The 15,508-nt window shown below is 68.8% G+C and carries 16 protein-coding genes and 1 pseudogene; 5 read left to right on the top strand and 12 right to left on the bottom strand.

Annotated elements, in window-relative coordinates:
- Positions 1 to 88: 88 nt before the first annotated feature.
- Positions 89 to 829 carry a transcriptional repressor LexA gene (lexA, locus tag CSR00_RS12880; RefSeq protein ID WP_176562042.1) on the bottom strand — a complete coding sequence of 247 codons (741 nt, stop codon included), beginning with the start codon at positions 827 to 829 and terminating at the stop codon, positions 89 to 91.
- Between the two features lie 431 nt (positions 830 to 1,260).
- Here lexA and CSR00_RS12875 point away from each other — a divergent pair, with 431 nt between their 5' ends.
- Together CSR00_RS12875 and nrdR are read left to right on the top strand one after the other, a co-directional pair.
- Positions 1,261 to 1,695 (top strand): LysM peptidoglycan-binding domain-containing protein, encoded by a 435-nt coding sequence (locus tag CSR00_RS12875; protein WP_141564350.1) that lies wholly within the window; start codon positions 1,261 to 1,263, stop codon positions 1,693 to 1,695.
- 143 nt (positions 1,696 to 1,838) lie between these two features.
- The gene (gene nrdR, locus CSR00_RS12870) at positions 1,839 to 2,303 is read left to right on the top strand and encodes a transcriptional regulator NrdR (RefSeq protein ID WP_099022793.1); all 465 of its coding nucleotides are present in this window, start codon (positions 1,839 to 1,841) and stop codon (positions 2,301 to 2,303) included.
- A gap of 16 nt (positions 2,304 to 2,319) precedes the next feature.
- On the opposite strand, the gene CSR00_RS12865 is transcribed toward nrdR, so the two are convergent.
- The 4 genes from CSR00_RS12865 to sthA all read right to left on the bottom strand — a co-directional run bounded on the left by CSR00_RS12865 (position 2,320) and on the right by sthA (position 6,957).
- Positions 2,320 to 3,009, bottom strand: a complete 690-nt coding sequence (locus CSR00_RS12865) for a PhzF family protein (RefSeq protein WP_099022792.1) — start codon at positions 3,007 to 3,009, stop codon at positions 2,320 to 2,322.
- A gap of 47 nt (positions 3,010 to 3,056) precedes the next feature.
- Positions 3,057 to 4,079 (bottom strand): alpha/beta fold hydrolase, encoded by a 1,023-nt coding sequence (locus tag CSR00_RS12860; RefSeq protein WP_099022791.1) that lies wholly within the window; start codon positions 4,077 to 4,079, stop codon positions 3,057 to 3,059.
- Positions 4,080 to 4,192: 113 nt separating this feature from the next.
- Positions 4,193 to 5,137, bottom strand: a complete 945-nt coding sequence (locus CSR00_RS12855; protein ID WP_245905983.1) for a proteasome assembly chaperone family protein — start codon at positions 5,135 to 5,137, stop codon at positions 4,193 to 4,195.
- 404 nt (positions 5,138 to 5,541) lie between these two features.
- Positions 5,542 to 6,957 carry a Si-specific NAD(P)(+) transhydrogenase gene (gene sthA / locus CSR00_RS12850; protein ID WP_099022790.1) on the bottom strand — a complete coding sequence of 472 codons (1,416 nt, stop codon included), beginning with the start codon at positions 6,955 to 6,957 and terminating at the stop codon, positions 5,542 to 5,544.
- Between the two features lie 187 nt (positions 6,958 to 7,144).
- Here sthA and CSR00_RS12845 point away from each other — a divergent pair, with 187 nt between their 5' ends.
- Positions 7,145 to 8,254, top strand: a complete 1,110-nt coding sequence (locus CSR00_RS12845) for a DUF4192 domain-containing protein (protein ID WP_099022789.1) — start codon at positions 7,145 to 7,147, stop codon at positions 8,252 to 8,254.
- Between the two features lie 25 nt (positions 8,255 to 8,279).
- On the opposite strand, the gene CSR00_RS12840 is transcribed toward CSR00_RS12845, so the two are convergent.
- The 3 genes from CSR00_RS12840 to CSR00_RS12830 form a co-directional block, all read right to left on the bottom strand.
- Positions 8,280 to 8,972 carry an iron-dependent transcriptional repressor DtxR gene (locus tag CSR00_RS12840; RefSeq protein WP_099022788.1) on the bottom strand — a complete coding sequence of 231 codons (693 nt, stop codon included), beginning with the start codon at positions 8,970 to 8,972 and terminating at the stop codon, positions 8,280 to 8,282.
- 185 nt (positions 8,973 to 9,157) lie between these two features.
- Complete coding sequence (locus tag CSR00_RS12835) at positions 9,158 to 10,150, bottom strand: sigma-70 family RNA polymerase sigma factor (RefSeq protein WP_281259712.1); 993 nt, start codon at positions 10,148 to 10,150, stop codon at positions 9,158 to 9,160.
- Between the two features lie 113 nt (positions 10,151 to 10,263).
- Positions 10,264 to 10,671: a DUF3099 domain-containing protein gene (locus CSR00_RS12830; RefSeq protein ID WP_099022786.1), complete on the bottom strand. Its 408-nt coding sequence runs from the start codon at positions 10,669 to 10,671 to the stop codon at positions 10,264 to 10,266.
- Positions 10,672 to 10,771: 100 nt separating this feature from the next.
- Here CSR00_RS12830 and CSR00_RS12825 point away from each other — a divergent pair, with 100 nt between their 5' ends.
- Positions 10,772 to 11,011, top strand: a complete 240-nt coding sequence (locus tag CSR00_RS12825; protein ID WP_099022785.1) for a DUF3039 domain-containing protein — start codon at positions 10,772 to 10,774, stop codon at positions 11,009 to 11,011.
- Positions 11,012 to 11,206: 195 nt separating this feature from the next.
- Here CSR00_RS12825 and CSR00_RS12820 read toward each other — a convergent pair.
- Together CSR00_RS12820 and CSR00_RS12815 are read right to left on the bottom strand one after the other, a co-directional pair.
- Positions 11,207 to 12,101: pseudogene (locus CSR00_RS12820) on the bottom strand (YihY/virulence factor BrkB family protein); the annotation flags it as partial.
- A 69-nt stretch (positions 12,102 to 12,170) separates the two neighbouring features.
- A complete protein-coding gene (locus tag CSR00_RS12815) occupies positions 12,171 to 12,362 on the bottom strand; it encodes a DUF7455 domain-containing protein (RefSeq protein WP_099022783.1) in 192 nt (63 codons plus the stop codon).
- A 127-nt stretch (positions 12,363 to 12,489) separates the two neighbouring features.
- Here CSR00_RS12815 and CSR00_RS12810 point away from each other — a divergent pair, with 127 nt between their 5' ends.
- Entirely contained in the window at positions 12,490 to 12,876 is a 387-nt protein-coding gene (locus tag CSR00_RS12810; protein WP_099022782.1) for a DUF952 domain-containing protein, read from the top strand.
- Between the two features lie 69 nt (positions 12,877 to 12,945).
- On the opposite strand, the gene CSR00_RS12805 is transcribed toward CSR00_RS12810, so the two are convergent.
- Together CSR00_RS12805 and ppgK are read right to left on the bottom strand one after the other, a co-directional pair.
- Positions 12,946 to 14,451, bottom strand: coding sequence for an RNA polymerase sigma factor (locus CSR00_RS12805; RefSeq protein ID WP_099022781.1), 1,506 nt, complete (start codon positions 14,449 to 14,451; stop codon positions 12,946 to 12,948).
- Positions 14,452 to 14,700: 249 nt separating this feature from the next.
- A complete protein-coding gene (gene ppgK / locus CSR00_RS12800; RefSeq protein ID WP_099022780.1) occupies positions 14,701 to 15,492 on the bottom strand; it encodes a polyphosphate--glucose phosphotransferase in 792 nt (263 codons plus the stop codon).
- Between the last annotated feature and the right edge of the window lie 16 nt (positions 15,493 to 15,508).

Below are 15,508 nucleotides of genomic sequence, written 5' to 3'. Positions count from 1 at the left end.
CTTGGCAGTCGGTTTCGGTGTCGGGACGGGCGATCGATCCGGCCCGACGGCCCGCATGGCGGCGGCGCCGCGGGCCGCGTCCGGTCCGTCAGATCTTGCGGATCACCGTGACGACCTTGCCGAGAACGGCGGCGTCGTTGCCGGGGATGGGGTCGAACGCCGGGTTGTGCGGCATCAGCCACACCTGACCGCCGGTGCGCTTGAAGGTCTTGACGGTGGCCTCCCCGTCGATCATGGCCGCCACGATATCGCCGTTGTCGGCGACGTTCTGCTGGCGCACCACCACCCAGTCGCCGTCACAGATCGCGGCGTCGACCATCGATTCGCCGACCACCTTGAGCAGGAACAACGATCCCTCGCCCACGAGCTCCCGGGGCAGTGGGAAGACGTCCTCGACGGCTTCTTCGGCCAGGATCGGCCCGCCCGCGGCGATGCGGCCCAGCACCGGCACGAACGTGGGTTCCGGTAGCGCGTCGGAGCCCACGACATCGGTGACCGGCGTGGCCGGGGATTCGTCGGCGCTTCGCACGTCGACCGCGCGCGGACGGTTCGGGTCCCGCCGGAGGTAACCCTTGCGTTCGAGGGTCCGTAGTTGATGCGCCACGGACGATGTGGAGGTCAGACCGACCGCGTCGCCGATCTCCCGGATGCTCGGGGGATACCCGCGGGTGGTCACCGAGGTCCGGATGACGTCGAGGATGGTGCGCTGGCGTTCGGTCAACGACGAGTCGGGGGAGCCGTCCCGGCGGCTCGCGTCGGCACCGCCCGCCGTGCTGCCCGCAGTGCTGCCCGTGCTGGTGCCGCCGGTGGTGTCTGTGCTCTCGGCCATGCAGCCGAATCTAGTCGCGGTACCGACAATAATCAAACATGTGTTCGACGCGTGTCGGCGGGAGGGCTGGGACGGTCGGGGTGTGCCGGCCGAGTGATTCGTGTGGCGGATGTGTTGAAAGGGGCGGATGGGGCGGAAGGGATTTTTGTCGGACCCCCGATCTATCGTTCGGCAACGAATCGATCACACGTTCGGACAGCGCTTTTATTCGAACACGTGAGCGATTACTGTTCGAACATAGAAGCGAATAAACCCTGATGGCAATCCGCCTGATTTGGGAAGGAATCGACATGACGCGCACCCTGACTTCTGGCCTGACTTCTGGCCCGGCCTCCGGCCCGGCCTGCGGTCCGACAGCCGGCGCGGCCCGCGGAGGGTTTTCCGCGGACCCCCGCGCCGGGTCCACCGCCCTGCGGGCCGATCCCGCACGGATGCCGCGGGTTCTGCCGGCGGGTCGGGCGGCGTGCCGGTCCACGGCGTCGCACCGGCGTCGGCCCGGGCCCGCCCGGCCCCCGGTCGCGCCGATGCGGTACCGGACCACGGGGGTGGCGGTCTCACGGGGGCCGCACCGGCAGCGTCCGATCACCCCCGCCGCGACGGTGGGCCTGGCCGTGCTGGCCGCGATGATCACCATCTGGCTGGGCCTGGTGGCCCAGTTCGGCGACGCCGTCCACGGCGCCGAGGCGCCGGTCCCGGATCGGTTGGCGGTGGTGCAGGTCCGAGGCGGAGAAACTCTGCAGCATCTGGCGGCACGGGTCGCGCCCGACGCGCCGGCGGCACAGGTCGCCGAGCGCATCCGCGAACTCAACGAACTCGACTCGGTGGCGCTGACCGCTGGCCAGACGCTGATCGCCCCGATCGGCTGACTACGCCTCGTCCGGGAGCAGAGATCGTGGTGTCGGAAGAGGTGCCGGCGGTGCGGGACGTGACGGCAATCGCCGCGCCCGGGCGGGCCCGGGTAATCTCGGTGAGGTTCGGGTCTCACCCTCTATGCGGCGAAGGAGCGGTCATGCACTGTCCTTTCTGCCGCCATCCCGATTCCCGGGTCGTGGATTCCCGTGAGACCGACGAGGGTCAGGCCATTCGGCGGCGCCGGGCGTGCCCGGAGTGCGGTCGGCGTTTCACCACCGTCGAGACCGCGGTGCTGGCGGTCGTCAAGCGCAGCGGGGTGACCGAGCCGTTCAGTCGCGAGAAGGTGATCAGCGGTGTCAGGCGCGCCTGCCAGGGGCGGCAGGTCGATGAGGACGCACTGAACCTGCTGGCCCAACAGGTTGAGGACACGGTACGTGCGGCCGGGTCTCCGGAGATCCCGAGCCACGAGGTGGGGCTGGCGATCCTGGGCCCGCTGCGGGAACTCGACGAGGTCGCCTACCTTCGGTTCGCCTCGGTGTACCGATCGTTCACCTCGGCGGAGGACTTCGAACGCGAGATCCGCGACATGCGGCAGCACCGCAAGCTCTCGGCGCCCGGCTGAGGCCCCGGGCGGGAGCTCACATCTGCAGCTGGATCGTCCTGTCGAGGGCGACGAGCCCGGCGACCTTCACCCAGCCTTCGGGGCTCCAGTTCGTCTGGATTCGGGACCCCTTGCCCTGGGTGATGACCAGGTCGCGGCTGAGGAAGTCGGTCATCCGGACCGCGGCCGCGCCCGTCGCCTCGTCTTCGGTGATGCCCAGTCCGGAGGCGAAACTCCGTGAGCGCAGGTGTCCGGCCTCCTTGTCGACCCAGGTCCACAGATAGTGTTCGGCGTCGTCGTCGTAGTCGGCGGGATCCGCGGCCGCCAGCTCCTCCTCGGAGTCCACGTTGTGAATCGCGAACTCGGGTGCCCATTCCGACCGGGCGCTCACGGCCGTCAGGTCTCCCTCGTAGGTGACCTGCACGATTCCGGCGGGCACCTGCAGGGTGTGCACCGGGGTCCCCAGCGATTTGAGCCACCACGATGCGCCGACGGTCGGGTGGCCGGCGAAGGGCAGCTCGACGGCCGGGGTGAAGATGTGGGCGTGCGCGGTGGGCGAGCCCGGGCCCGGAAGTTCCACGAAGACGGTCTCGCTGAAACCCAGCCGCGTCGCCACGCTCTGCCGGTCGCCCGGCGCAACGGTGTCGGCGTTCACGACACCAAGCGGGTTACCGAAGTTGCCCGACGGATCGGTGAATACGCGCAGCACTGTCACGTCGATATCCATATACCGACTTTACTGGCCCGCCGGTGCCGCCGGTGGGCTCTCGGCGGTCAGGTAGCGCTGCGCTCGTCCGAACCCATGGCGTCGAGCACGGCGACCTTGGTGTCGACCGATCCGGAGATGGCGCCCTCGCTGATGCCGTCGCGCAACAGCTGCCGCAGGGCCGCCTGGTCGTGCTTGGCCGGCTCGGTGGTGTCGATGAATCGCTCGACGACCTCCACGAAGCGGTCCGGGTCGTCGTGGAACGGAAAGTGTCCCGAGCGCTTGAAGATCTCCAGCTGCGAGCCGGGCATCGCGGCGTGCGCCAGGTGCGCGTGACTGACCGGGATGACCACATCCTGCTCGCCCCAGATCAACTGCACGGGAACCGATTCGGTCAGGTAGCAGCGGTCCAGCATGGTGACCACCTGGCCGCGCCAGTCGACCACGGCGCGCAGGGTGCGGGTGAACGCCGACGACGCGGTCGGCTCGGGAAGGTCGCGCAGGATGCGTAACACGTCCGGGAGGTCCCTTCCCACCCCGGTCGAGCCGAGAACCAGACCGGCGGCCCGGCCCGCGACCTGCAACGCCGGAAGGACCATCGGCAACCGCAGCAGTGCCAGCGCCTCGCCACCCATGGGCAGCGAGGCCATCCGCAGCGCCACGTTGACGTCCTTGGTCACTCCGCCGGCGCCGACCAGGATCAGTCGCTCCACCAGCTGCGGGAACTGGTATGCGAACTGCATCGCCACCCCGCCGCCCAGCGAATGACCGACAACGGTGACCTGCTCGATGTCGAGCACACTCAGGAGGTCGCGCATCCCGTTGGCGTACGCCGCGATCGAGTAGTCGGCGCGCGGCTTGTCCGACAAACCGTGCCCCAGCAGGTCCGGGGCGATGACGGTGAAGCGCTGCGCCAGCTTGGCGTGCACCGGACCCCACGTCGTGGAGTTGTCTCCGATGCCGTGGATCAGCAACAGCACCGGCCCCGACCCCGCGATGCGAAACGCCCGCCGGTAGCCGTGGATGGTGCGGAACTCCAGAGTCGGCGTCACCGACCGCACCGAGCGGAGGCCGGACGTCCTGGCCGGCATCACCGCGGCAACTTCCGTGCCGGATCGGTCGGGCTGTGCGTATCCGGTGTCATACGTTGCCAACTTCGTTGTCGGGCCGGAGGCGGCTGGGTCAGGCGCCGGTCAGGCGTCGGTCAGGCGTCGTTGTCGTCGGAGAACGGGTCCTTGCTCTTCTCGCCGCCCTTCTCGCCGGCCTGCTGAGCCAGGAAGCGCTCGAACTCCGCCCCGATCTCGTCGCCGCTGGGCAGGTCCTCATCCCGGGCCAACAGTGAACGGTTCTCCTGGGCGGCAACGAATGCATCGTACTGTCGCTCCAGGGCCTCCACCACCTGAGCGACCTCTGGACTGGCGGTGACCTGCTCGTCGATCTTGACGTGGATCTCGGCGGCGGCCTCGTTCAGCGCCGACATCGGGATCTCCAGCGAACCCGTCCTGGCCACCTGTTCCAGCAGCGCCTGTGCCGCGGCGGGATAGTCCGTCTGAGCCAGGTAGTGGGGGACGTGCACGGTGTATCCGACGACCTCATGGCCGTGTTGCGCCATGCGGTACTCCAGCAGATTCGACGCGCTGGCCGGCACCTGGACCTCGCCGACCCACGGGGTGTGCTCGGCCAGGATCTCGCGGTTGTTGGAATGCGCGGTCAAGGTCACCGGCCGGGTGTGCGGAACCGCCATGGGGATGGTGCCCATGCCGATCGTCTGGCGCACGCCGAGCCGCTCGGACAGCAGCCGCACCGCGGTGATGAACCGCTCCCACTTGAGGTCGGGCTCCATGCCCGCGAGCAGCAGGAACGGTGTTCCCGCCGTGTCACGCAGCGCGTACAGCGACAGCTCGGGTTCCTCGTAGTGGGTGAAGTGGTCGGTCTTGAACGTCATCAGGGGGCGCCGTGACCGGTAGTCGAGCAGCTCGTCGATGGCGAAGGAAGCGACCAGTTCGGTGTCCAGGGCCTCCTTGAGGTGCTTGGCGGCGATCCGGATCGCGTGTCCGGCGTCGGAGAATCCCTCCAGGGCGTGGATCAGTACGGGTCCGCGGCCGTCGGCGGCCGCCAGCTGGGGCGCCGGGAACTCGAGCTCGTACATGCCGTTCTGCTCGGGCTCATAGCCCGGGTCCTGGTCGGGCACGGCGCCTTCCCGAGTTGCGCCTTCCTGAGTCGGGCCTTCCTGAGTCGGGCCTTCCTGAGTCGGGCCCTGGTGAGTCGAGTCACTGTGATCGGACATCGGCTTCGCCTCCTCGATACTGTCACGGGGTCTCGTGGTGGCCCCCTGCGGCATTGCCTGCGGGTTGCCCTCCAGTGTCCCCCAGATGGACGGTGACCGGGCAGTCGACCCGTCACACGTCGTTCACAGTTATTTCAACAACGGGATTCCCGGCCGGATTCCGGGGGCGGTCCGATTTCGCGACGAGGGAAAACACCCGTCGCAGGCCGGCCCGACCGGCCGAAACGGCCGCACCGGGCCCCGTCGGCACGCCGGCGCGGGTGAGGTCAGGACCGGAACTGGCTCAGGGCGCGCAGTTTGTTCATCACGTCGAGGGCGGCCACCTTGTAGGCCTCGGAGAACGTCGGATAGTTGAACACCGCGTCGACCAGGTACTCGACCGTGCCGCCACAGCCCATCACCGCCTGGCCGATGTGCACCATCTCGGTGGCGTTGGTGCCGAAGATGTGCACGCCCAGCAGCCGCAGGTCCTCGGTGGACACCAGCAGCTTGAGCATGCCGTAGGAGTCGCCGGCGATCTGGCCGCGGGCCAGTTCCCGGTAGCGCGACACCCCGACCTCGTAGGGAACGGCGTCCTTGGTCAACTCGACCTCGGTGGCCCCGACGTAGGACACCTCGGGGATCGAGTAGATCCCGATTGGCTGCATGTCCATCATGCCCTTGGTGGGTTCCCCGAAGGCGTGGTAGGCGGCCAGCCGGCCCTGCTCCATCGAGGTCGCGGCCAGGGCGGGGAAGCCGATGACGTCGCCGACGGCGTAGATGTGGTCGACCTTGGTCGCGAAGTTCTCGTCGACGAAGATGCGACCGCGGTGATCGGCCTCCAGCCCGGCCTTCTCCAGGTCGAGGTGATCGGTCTGACCCTGGCGCCCGGCCGAGTACATGACCGTCTCGGCGGGGATCTGCTTCCCGCTGGCCAGGGTGGTCACGGTGCCGGCCGAGCCGACGTCGACGGCGGTCACCTCCTCGCCGAACCGGAACGTGACCGCCAGATCGCGCAGGTGGAACCGCAGCGCCTCGACGATCTCGGGATCGCAGAACTCCAGCATCGTCGACCGCTTCTCCACCACGGTCACCTTCGTGCCCAGCGCGGCGAACATGGACGCGTACTCGATGCCGATCACCCCGGCGCCGACGACCACCATCGAGGTGGGGATCGCCTTGAGGTCCAGGATTCCGTCCGAGTCGAGCACCCGGTCCTCGTCGAACTCCACCCCGGCCGGCCGGGCCGGCTTGGTGCCGGTGGCGATGACGAAGTTGGTGCCGCTGACCGTCACCCGTTCGGTCCGGCCGGGGTCCTCGACCAGCACCGTGTGCTCATCGAGAAAGCGGCCGTGCCCGACGAACAGGTCGACCCGGTTGCGCAGCAGCTGCGAGCGCACGACGTCGATCTCCTTGCCGATCACATGCTGGGTGCGGGCCAGCAGGTCGGCCGGGGTGATCTTCTCCTTGACCCGGTAACTGGCGCCGTAGAGTTCCCGCTGATTCATCCCGGTGAGGTAGACGACGGCCTCGCGCAGGGTTTTCGACGGGATGGTCCCGGTGTTGACGCACACACCGCCGAGCATCATCCCGCGCTCGATCACCGCCACCGATTTTCCCAGCTTGGCCGCCGCGATCGCGGCGCGTTGGCCGCCGGGACCCGAACCGATGACGACGAGGTCGTATTCCTGCGAGGAACTCATGAGTAAGTTGTGTACGCCGGTCCGGCGAATCTCGCATGCCGAGCCTGTCACTAGCGCGTGAACAATCGGGCCGTGTGATGCGCAGGTCATCCACAGGCCATGCACAGTCCGACCCGCATCCACAGTCGGCGACGGTGGCGGGGCCGCGCGGCACCGTCGTGACGGTGCCGCTTGCCACCGTCTGGGCATGACATCTTCCTCCGCTTCTCCCGCCGATCCCGCCGATCCCGCCGATCCCGCCGACTTCACCGTCAACCGCCCCGGGGCGCTGATCGCCGGACTACCCGCGGTGCTGGGTTTCGTGCCGGAACACTCGCTGGTCCTCGCGCTGATCGAACGAGGGCGATTGGGTGCGGTGATGCGCGTCGACCTGTTCGAGGGACTCGTCGACGACGTCGCCCAACTGGCCGCGGCGGCGGCCGGATCGCGGCCGGAAGGGGTGGTCGCGGTCATCGTCGACGACGTCGACGACGTCGACGACGAAGGGAGCCCGTGCGGGCAGTGCGTCGAGGACCACCGCCGGCTCGCCGCCGCCCTGGCCGACGAGCTGGAGGCCTACGGCATTGCACTGTGGGATGTCCACGTCGTGGACCGCGTCGGTGTCGGCGGACGCTGGCGGTGCCTCTTCGGCTGCGGTGGTGGACAGGTCGATGACCCGACGTCGTCCCCGATGGCGATGGCGGCCGTGCTCGACGGGCGGCGGCTCTACGGCCGCCGGGACGAGTTGCAGGCCGTCATCGCCACCACCGACGAGCACCGCAGCGCCGGGCTGGCCCCCGCGGCGCGGGCACAGGAGCGGCGGCGGGCCCGGGCGCGTGGTACGGACCCGCAGCGTTCGGCGCGCACGGACGCACGGGCGGTGATCGCGGCCGCGGATCGGGTGGCCGGGGGTGCGGAGCTCTCCGAGGGTGAGCTGGCCGAGCTGGCCGCGGCGCTGGCCGACGAGATGGTGCGGGACGTGCTGTTTGCGCTGGCAGCGGGGGAGAGGGCCGATCAGGCGGAAGCGTTGTGGGTGGATTTGGCCCGGACTCTGCCGGGTCCGTGGCGTGCCCACGCGCTGACACTGTTGGCGTTCTTCGCCTATGTGCGCGGTGACGGGCCCCTGGCCGGCATCTCCCTGGAGGCCGCGCTGAGCTGCCAGCCGGCCCACCGAATGGCCGGCATGCTGGACCGGGCGCTGCAGACCGGAATGCACCCGCTACAGATCCATGAGCTCGCGCTCACCGGGTATCAGGTGGCCGCACGGATCGGAGTGTCCCTGCCGCCGCGGCGTGCGCGCCGGACCGGCGCGCCGTGATCGGTGGATCGGGGGTGGCCCGGGCTCAGATCTTCTCGACCTTGACGGCGTGCGCCATCTCGTGCGGAAGGTCGACATTCTCGTGGCCGGGCATCACGATCGTGACCCCGCCGAGCGGATTGATCTCGGCGGTGACGCGGGCATTGGGCACCACGCCGGCGTCCTTGAGCCGGGCGATCAGGCTCTGGTCGCCCTGGACGTGCTCGGTGAGCTGGCGCACCACGACGGCCACCGGCGAACCGGGCGGAACCTCGGTCAGGCGTACCAGGTTGGCGTCCTCGGACCCGTCTCTGTTGCCCATGCCCAGCTCCGACAGCCCGGGGATCGGGTTTCCGAACGGAGAGACGGTCGGGTTGTCCAGCACGGCGATGAGCCGCCGCTCGACGTCCTCGCTCATCACGTGCTCCCACTTGCAGGCCTCGGCGTGAACGTCCTCCCACGGCAGCCCGATGACGTCGACGAGCAGCCGCTCGGCCAGACGGTGTTTGCGCATCACCGAGACCGCCAGGGCGCGGCCCTTCTCGGTGAGCTCCAGGTGGCGGTCGCCGGCAACGTGCAGCAGGCCGTCGCGCTCCATCCGGGACACGGTCTGGCTGACGGTGGGCCCACTCTGCTCCAGGCGTTCGGCGATGCGGGCGCGCAGCGGGATCACGCCCTCCTCTTCGAGGTCGTAGATCGTCCGCAGGTACATCTCTGTGGTATCGACCAGGTCGTTCATGTGCCACCCTCCGTCGGTGGTCAGTCTACTGGGCTAGCTGGGGTAATGGTTGGCTAACCATGCGGCGCGGCGTCCAGACGGCCTGCCCGGGCCGTCTCCGCCCCGGACGGCGGCCCCCGGACAGCAGTGTGCCCGCCGGGGGGCGCGGCGGGCACACTGATTCAGGGAAGTCGGCTGCGGGGACGTCAGCTCGCGTAGGAGCGCAACCGGTCGGCGCGATCGCCGTGGCGCAGCTTGGCCATCACCTCGCGCTCGATCTGGCGTACCCGCTCACGGGACAGGCCGAAGAGCTTGCCGATCTGGTCGAGGGTGCGCGGCTGGCCGTCGTCGAGACCGAACCGCAGCCGGATCACCTGCTGCTCGCGCTCGTCGAGCGTGGCCAGCACGTGGCGGATGTCGGTGTGCAGCAGTTCGGCGATGACGGCGTTCTCCGCCGAGAGCGCCTCGGCGTCCTCGATGAAGTCCCCGAGCGGGGCCTCCTCATCGCTGCCGACCGGCATGTCCAGGCTCACCGGGTCGCGGCTGTGCTCCAGCAGATCGTTGATCTTCTCCACCGGAATGCCGGATTCCTCGGCCAGTTCCTCGTCGGTCGCCTCGCGGCCCAGGTTCTGGTGCATCTCCCGCTTGATCCGCGCCAGCTTGTTGACCTGCTCGACCAGGTGCACGGGCAGCCGGATGGTGCGGCTCTGATCGGCCATGCCGCGGGTGATGGCCTGGCGGATCCACCAGGTGGCGTAGGTCGAGAACTTGAACCCCTTGGCGTAGTCGAACTTCTCCATCGCGCGGATCAGCCCCAGATTGCCTTCCTGGATGAGATCCAGCAGCGGCATCCCTCGACCGGTGTAGCGCTTGGCCAGGCTCACCACCAGGCGCAGATTGGCCTCCAACAGGTGGCGGCGTGCCGCCTGCCCGTCGCGGACCACCGCGGCCAGGTCGCGTTTGCGGTTCTCGCCGAGACGCTTGCGGGTGTCGAGCAGGTGCTGGGCATACAGACCTGCCTCGATCCGCTTGGCGAGTTCCACCTCGTCGGCCGCACTGAGCAACGCGGTCTTGCCGATGCCGTTGAGATACACCCGGACGAGATCCGCGGCGGGACTCTGGCTGTCCAGATCGCTGTCAACCCGACTTGCGGTGGCATATGCCATATCGGCCTCCTCATGGCTCGCACTCTCAAGCAGTCCAACGCCTGACTGGAGCGAAGAGTTCCCACCGGCGAGCGGTTTCACACCCTCTGACGTGCGGAAATGATCGACCGACCTGAGAATGGGCTGAGAATTGAGCTAGAAGCCGCTCATCGGGAACCGCCGGGCCCGGGATCACCCGAGTCCCGTTGCGAGTCCCGTTGCGGCACGCGGCCTTCAAGCGCCGAGCGGTGCGCGGTCGGGAACAGCGGGGTGCGGCGCTGCGCATCGTCGAACCGGCGCGGTTCCTCGGCCCGCCGAGGGGGGCGGTCGTTGGCGATGAGCACCGCCATCCACGGCAGCGGGATGGAGACGGCCACGATCGCCAGCGAGATCAACCCGTTCTCCCACACGCTGTAGGCCACGGCGGCGAGCACGAGCGCGGGAATGCGGAACGCCATCAGCGTCAGGTACTTGCGTACCCGCGCCCGGTGCTGCTCCTCATAGGGCAACTCGGCGCGGGTGATGAGCACCGGCCGACCCTCGTCGTCGTAACCGAGCTCCTGGGCGTGCCGCATATCCTCCACTCTTGCACAACGCACCGACGACGGCTGCCGAAGATGACCGCCGAGGATCGCGCGGATTCCCAGCCGTTATTTTCTGCGGCAGAATGGGCCCATGCAGACCCAGACGATCGAGCGTCCGGACACCGACGAACGGGTCGACGACGGCTCCGATGACGACGCCCCGAAGGTCTTCCACTACGTCAAGAAGGACAAGATCGCCGAGAGCGCGGTGATGGGCACCCACGTGGTCGCCCTGTGCGGCGAAGTCTTCCCGGTCACCCGCTCGGCGAAACCCGGCTCTCCGGTGTGCCCGGACTGCAAGCGCATCTACGAGGGCCTCAAGAAGAGCTGACGCCGCCTTCGGGGGGCCCGGTGCCGGCCACACCCGGTGGAACGGTGCTGGCCGGCCCCTGGACGGGCGCCGGCGCGGTGTCGCGGCCGGGGCGGGCAGCGGGCGGTTTCTGCTCTCCGGCTGGTTCCCTGGCTGGCTCTCCAGTTGGTTCCCCGACCGGCCCCTTGCCGTTGGCCCGTTCCTCGGCCTTGCGGGTGAGCCAGAACAACAGGCGGTGGGCGTGGGTGACCGGCGCCGGCCATTCCTCTTGGATCGCGGCGTTCAGTTCGGCGCCGATCATGATGGCGAATCCGAGGAAGAACGCGAACAGCAGGAACGCGATCGGCGTCGCCAGGGCGCCGTAGGTGTATCCGGTCTTGGTGATGTAGCTCAGGTAGATGCGCAGGCCCCCGGTGGCCACCACGAACACGGTGGTGGCCAGCACCGCACCCAGGACCAGCCGGTGGGTGGGCAGTGGGCGCGGCAGCGACACCCGGTAGAGGATCGTGACCGCCACGGCGAAGGTGACGATCAGCGCCGGGTAGTAGCCGTAGCGCAGCACGTTGTCCCAGCTGTCGGGGATGTACTCGGCGATCTTGCGGGGCCCCAGCGCCACGAACGGCGCGGTGGCGATGACGATGAGCAGTCCGGCGACGTAGAGACCCAGTGCAAAGAACCGCTGTCGCACCGGATGTCGCAGGGGAGTCTGGTCGTGCGCCTCAACGATGGAGTCGACGAACGCCGAGATCGCCGACGAGCCCGCCCACAGCGAGATCACGAATCCCAGCGACACGACCTCGCCGCGGGCGCCCTGCACGATGTCACGGATCGTCGGCTCGATGATCTCCACGACGACGTTCTTGGAGAAGAAACTGTTGGCCAGGCTGATCAACCGGGCCTCGATGGTCGGCAGCGTGTCCGGGCCGAACAACGGGGCGATGTAGGCCAGGCTCCCGAGCATGCCGAGCAGCAGCGGCGGCAACGACAGCACCGACCAGAACCCGGCCTGAGCCGACTCGGCGAAGATCGAGTCGTCCCAGGCCTTCAACAGGGTTCGCTTGGTGATGCGCCACACGTGGTGGCGGGAGCGGGTGGCCGGCTGGTCAGTCATGACCAGCCCAGCATCCCCGACGTCGAGGGGTTCTGCCCAACCGCGCAGCGCCGTGTCGCGGGGACCGGCCTACAGCTCCGCTGAGCTGACCTCCAACACGGCCGAGGCCTCGATCAGCTTGGCCTCGTGTTCGTTGGCGTGATGCTGGCAGAACAACAGCTCGGCTCCCGACGGGAGCTTCGCGCGCACGCGGGCGGCGGCGCCGCAGCGGTCGCAGCGATCAGCCCTCGTCAGCTCCGGACTGGTCAGAGTTGCTTCCATGGCTCCTCCGTTCTCGCGTGGTTTCTACTGTCTCAGACGTATGGCGTTCCGGCCTTGTTCCCGAGGCGTTTACCGGTGTGTCGTGTCTCACCCGTTGGTCGATTTGCGCGTAGGGCACTCTGGTCGTATGCCGGCCATCCCCGAAGTGCTCGTCCACATCTGTTCGGAGCAGGACTGGCGCGCCTCGGCCGGCCACGGGGAGTACCGGCCACCGTCACTGGCGGAGTCCGGCTTCGTGCACCTTTCCACGGTGGCACAGGTGCATCTGCCGGCGAACCGCCTCTACGCCGGCCGCCGGGATCTGGTACTGCTGTACCTGGATCCGCATTCGCTGGCGGCGCCGCTGCGATGGGAACCGGGCGTGCCGACCGATCCCCGGTCGATGGTGTTCCCGCACCTGTACGGACCCCTGCCGACGGCAGCTGTGACAATCGTCACGCCCTACCTGCCCGGACCCGACGGCCGGTTCGGCGAGCCGACACCCCCGACCCGCGACGGCCGGGGGAGAGCGTGAGCTGACCGCGGCCCCGAACGGGGCGTCGGCGGGCGCGCCCACCGACGTCGATCAGGGTGCGGAGCGGGATCAGTCCAGGTAGTCCCGCAGCACCTGCGAGCGGCTCGGGTGGCGCAGCTTCGACATGGTCTTGGACTCGATCTGACGGATCCGCTCGCGGGTGACGCCGTAGACCTGGCCGATCTCGTCGAGGGTCCGCGGCTGGCCGTCGGTGAGCCCGAAACGCAGTCGCACGACACCGGCCTCGCGCTCGGAGAGCGTCTCCAACACCGACTGCAGCTGATCCTGCAGCAGCGTGAAGGACACCGCGTCGACGGCCACTACGGCCTCGGAATCCTCGATGAAGTCCCCGAGCTGGGAGTCGCCCTCGTCGCCGATGGTCTGGTCCAGCGAGATGGGTTCACGCGCGTACTGCTGGATCTCCAGCACCTTCTCCGGCGTGATGTCCATCTCCTTGGCGAGCTCCTCGGGAGTGGGCTCGCGGCCCAGGTCCTGCAGCAGCTCACGCTGGATGCGGCCGAGCTTGTTGATCACCTCGACCATGTGCACCGGGATGCGGATGGTGCGGGCCTGGTCGGCCATCGCCCGGGTGATGGCCTGACGGATCCACCACGTGGCGTAGGTGGAGAACTTGTAGCCCTTGGTGTAGTCGAACTTCTCCACCGCGCGGATCAGCCCCAGGTTGCCCTCCTGGATCAGGTCCAGGAACGCCATGCCGCGGCCGGTGTAGCGCTTGGCCAGTGAGACCACCAGGCGCAGGTTGGCCTCCAGCAGGTGATTCTTGGCGCGATCGCCGTCGCGGCAGATCCACATCATGTCGCGGCGCTGGGCGGCGGGCAGCTTCTCGCCCTTGTCGGACAGCTCGGACATCAGCTGGGTGGCGTAGAGCCCGGCCTCGATGCGCTTGGCGAGCTCGACCTCCTCCTCGGCGTTGAGCAGCGCGACCTTGCCGATCTGCTTGAGGTAGGCACGCACGGAGTCCGCCGAGGCGGTGAGCTCGGCGTCCTTGCGCGCCTGGCGCAGCGCCTCGGATTCCTCTTCGTCCCACACGAAGTCACCGGAGGCCTTGTCCTTCTCCGACGGCTCGGCGATCTCGTCATCGGCGTCCGCCTTGGCGGCCTTCTTGGCCGCCGGGGCCGCGGTGTCCCCGGAACCCCCGGCATCCTCGGAATCCCCCGCATCCTCGGAATCCTCGGCCTCGTCGTCGGAGCTCTCGTCGGCGTCGTCCTCGTCGAGATCGTCCAGCTCGTCGACGTCGAGGTCATCGGAATCCAGGTCGCCGGGCTCGGCGTCGATGTCGTCGGTGTCGATGTCGTCGGCCGAGTCGGTGGACACCTCGTCGGCTCCGGCCTCATCGGCCTTCCGGCGTCCCCGGCCCGGCGCTCCGTCGGCCTTGGGCTTGGTGGACTTGGCCGCGCGCTTGGCGGGGGCCTTGGCTGCGCCGGACTTGGCCGCGCGGGACGTGCGCTTGGCGGGGGCCTTGGCGCCGGCGGCTCGTTTCGTGGGTGGCTTGGCGGTCGTGCCGTCGACGTCGTCGTCGGTCGCGGTGCCTGCCTTGGTCGCTGCCACGTACACCCTTTCGGTCTTACGGGCGATCGGCGGGCAGGTGCGTGCACCACCGAAAGCTCTTTCGGCTATGTGGGGGCTATCGGGACTGTCGGCGTCAGTCTTTCCTGAAGTATCGCCGCTATCCGGATGGCGGCCGCCATGGACCATTGTAACGACAGTGCGGCCCCGTCCCGTCCCGAGCGCGCAGTTTTGCGTTCCGAAACAGGGCGGGCGCGGCCCGGAATCGCGGGAACCGGGCCGCCCGGATCGCGGGGATCAGTGAGTCACGTCGAACTCGGCGGCCATCGCCGCGCCGACGATTCCGGCGGTGTTCTGCAGCACGGCGGCGACCACCGGCGTGCGGTTCTCCAGCAGGGGGATCCACTTGTCGGCCTTGCGGCTGATACCTCCGCCCGCGATGAACAGATCCGGCCAGATCGCGTTCTCGATCGCCACCAGCACCCGGGTGACCTCCTTGGTCCAGCGCTCGTAGCTCCAGTCCTTTTTCTCCTTCACCGAGGAGGCCGCGCGATGCTCGGCCTCCTTGCCGCCGACCTCGAGGTGGCCGAACTCGGTGTTGGGCAAGAGGATGCCGTTGTGGATCACCGCCGAGCCGATCCCGGTGCCGAAGGTCAGCAGCACCACCACGCCGGTGTGGTCTTGACCAGCGCCGAAGCGTTCCTCTGCCAGGCCCGCGGCATCGGCGTCGTTGAGCACGGTCACCGGTTGTCCGTCGAGCGCGGCCCCGATCACTTCGCTGGCGTCGGTGCCGATCCAGGCCTTGTCGACGTTGGCGGCGGTGTGCGCCACGCCCTCGACGACCACGCCGGGATAGGTGACGCCCAGCTTGCCCGTCCAGCCGAATTCCCGTACGACGGCGGCGATCGTGCCGGCGACCGCCTCGGGCGTGGCCGGCTGCGGGGTGGCCAGCTTGAAGCGTTCCCCGATGAGCTGACCGGTGTCGAGGTCCACGATCCCGCCCTTGACGCCGCTGCCGCCGACGTCGATGCCGAACCCGCGGCGCTGGTCGGTGTCCGCGGTGGGTGGGGCAACGGGGGAATCGGTCATGACGGCTCCTCGCGAG

Source organism: Mycolicibacterium palauense, from assembly GCF_002592005.1.
GTDB lineage: Bacteria > Actinomycetota > Actinomycetes > Mycobacteriales > Mycobacteriaceae > Mycobacterium > Mycobacterium palauense.
Note: the sequence above shows the minus strand (reverse complement) of the source record. Positions and strands in the feature narration are given on the sequence as shown.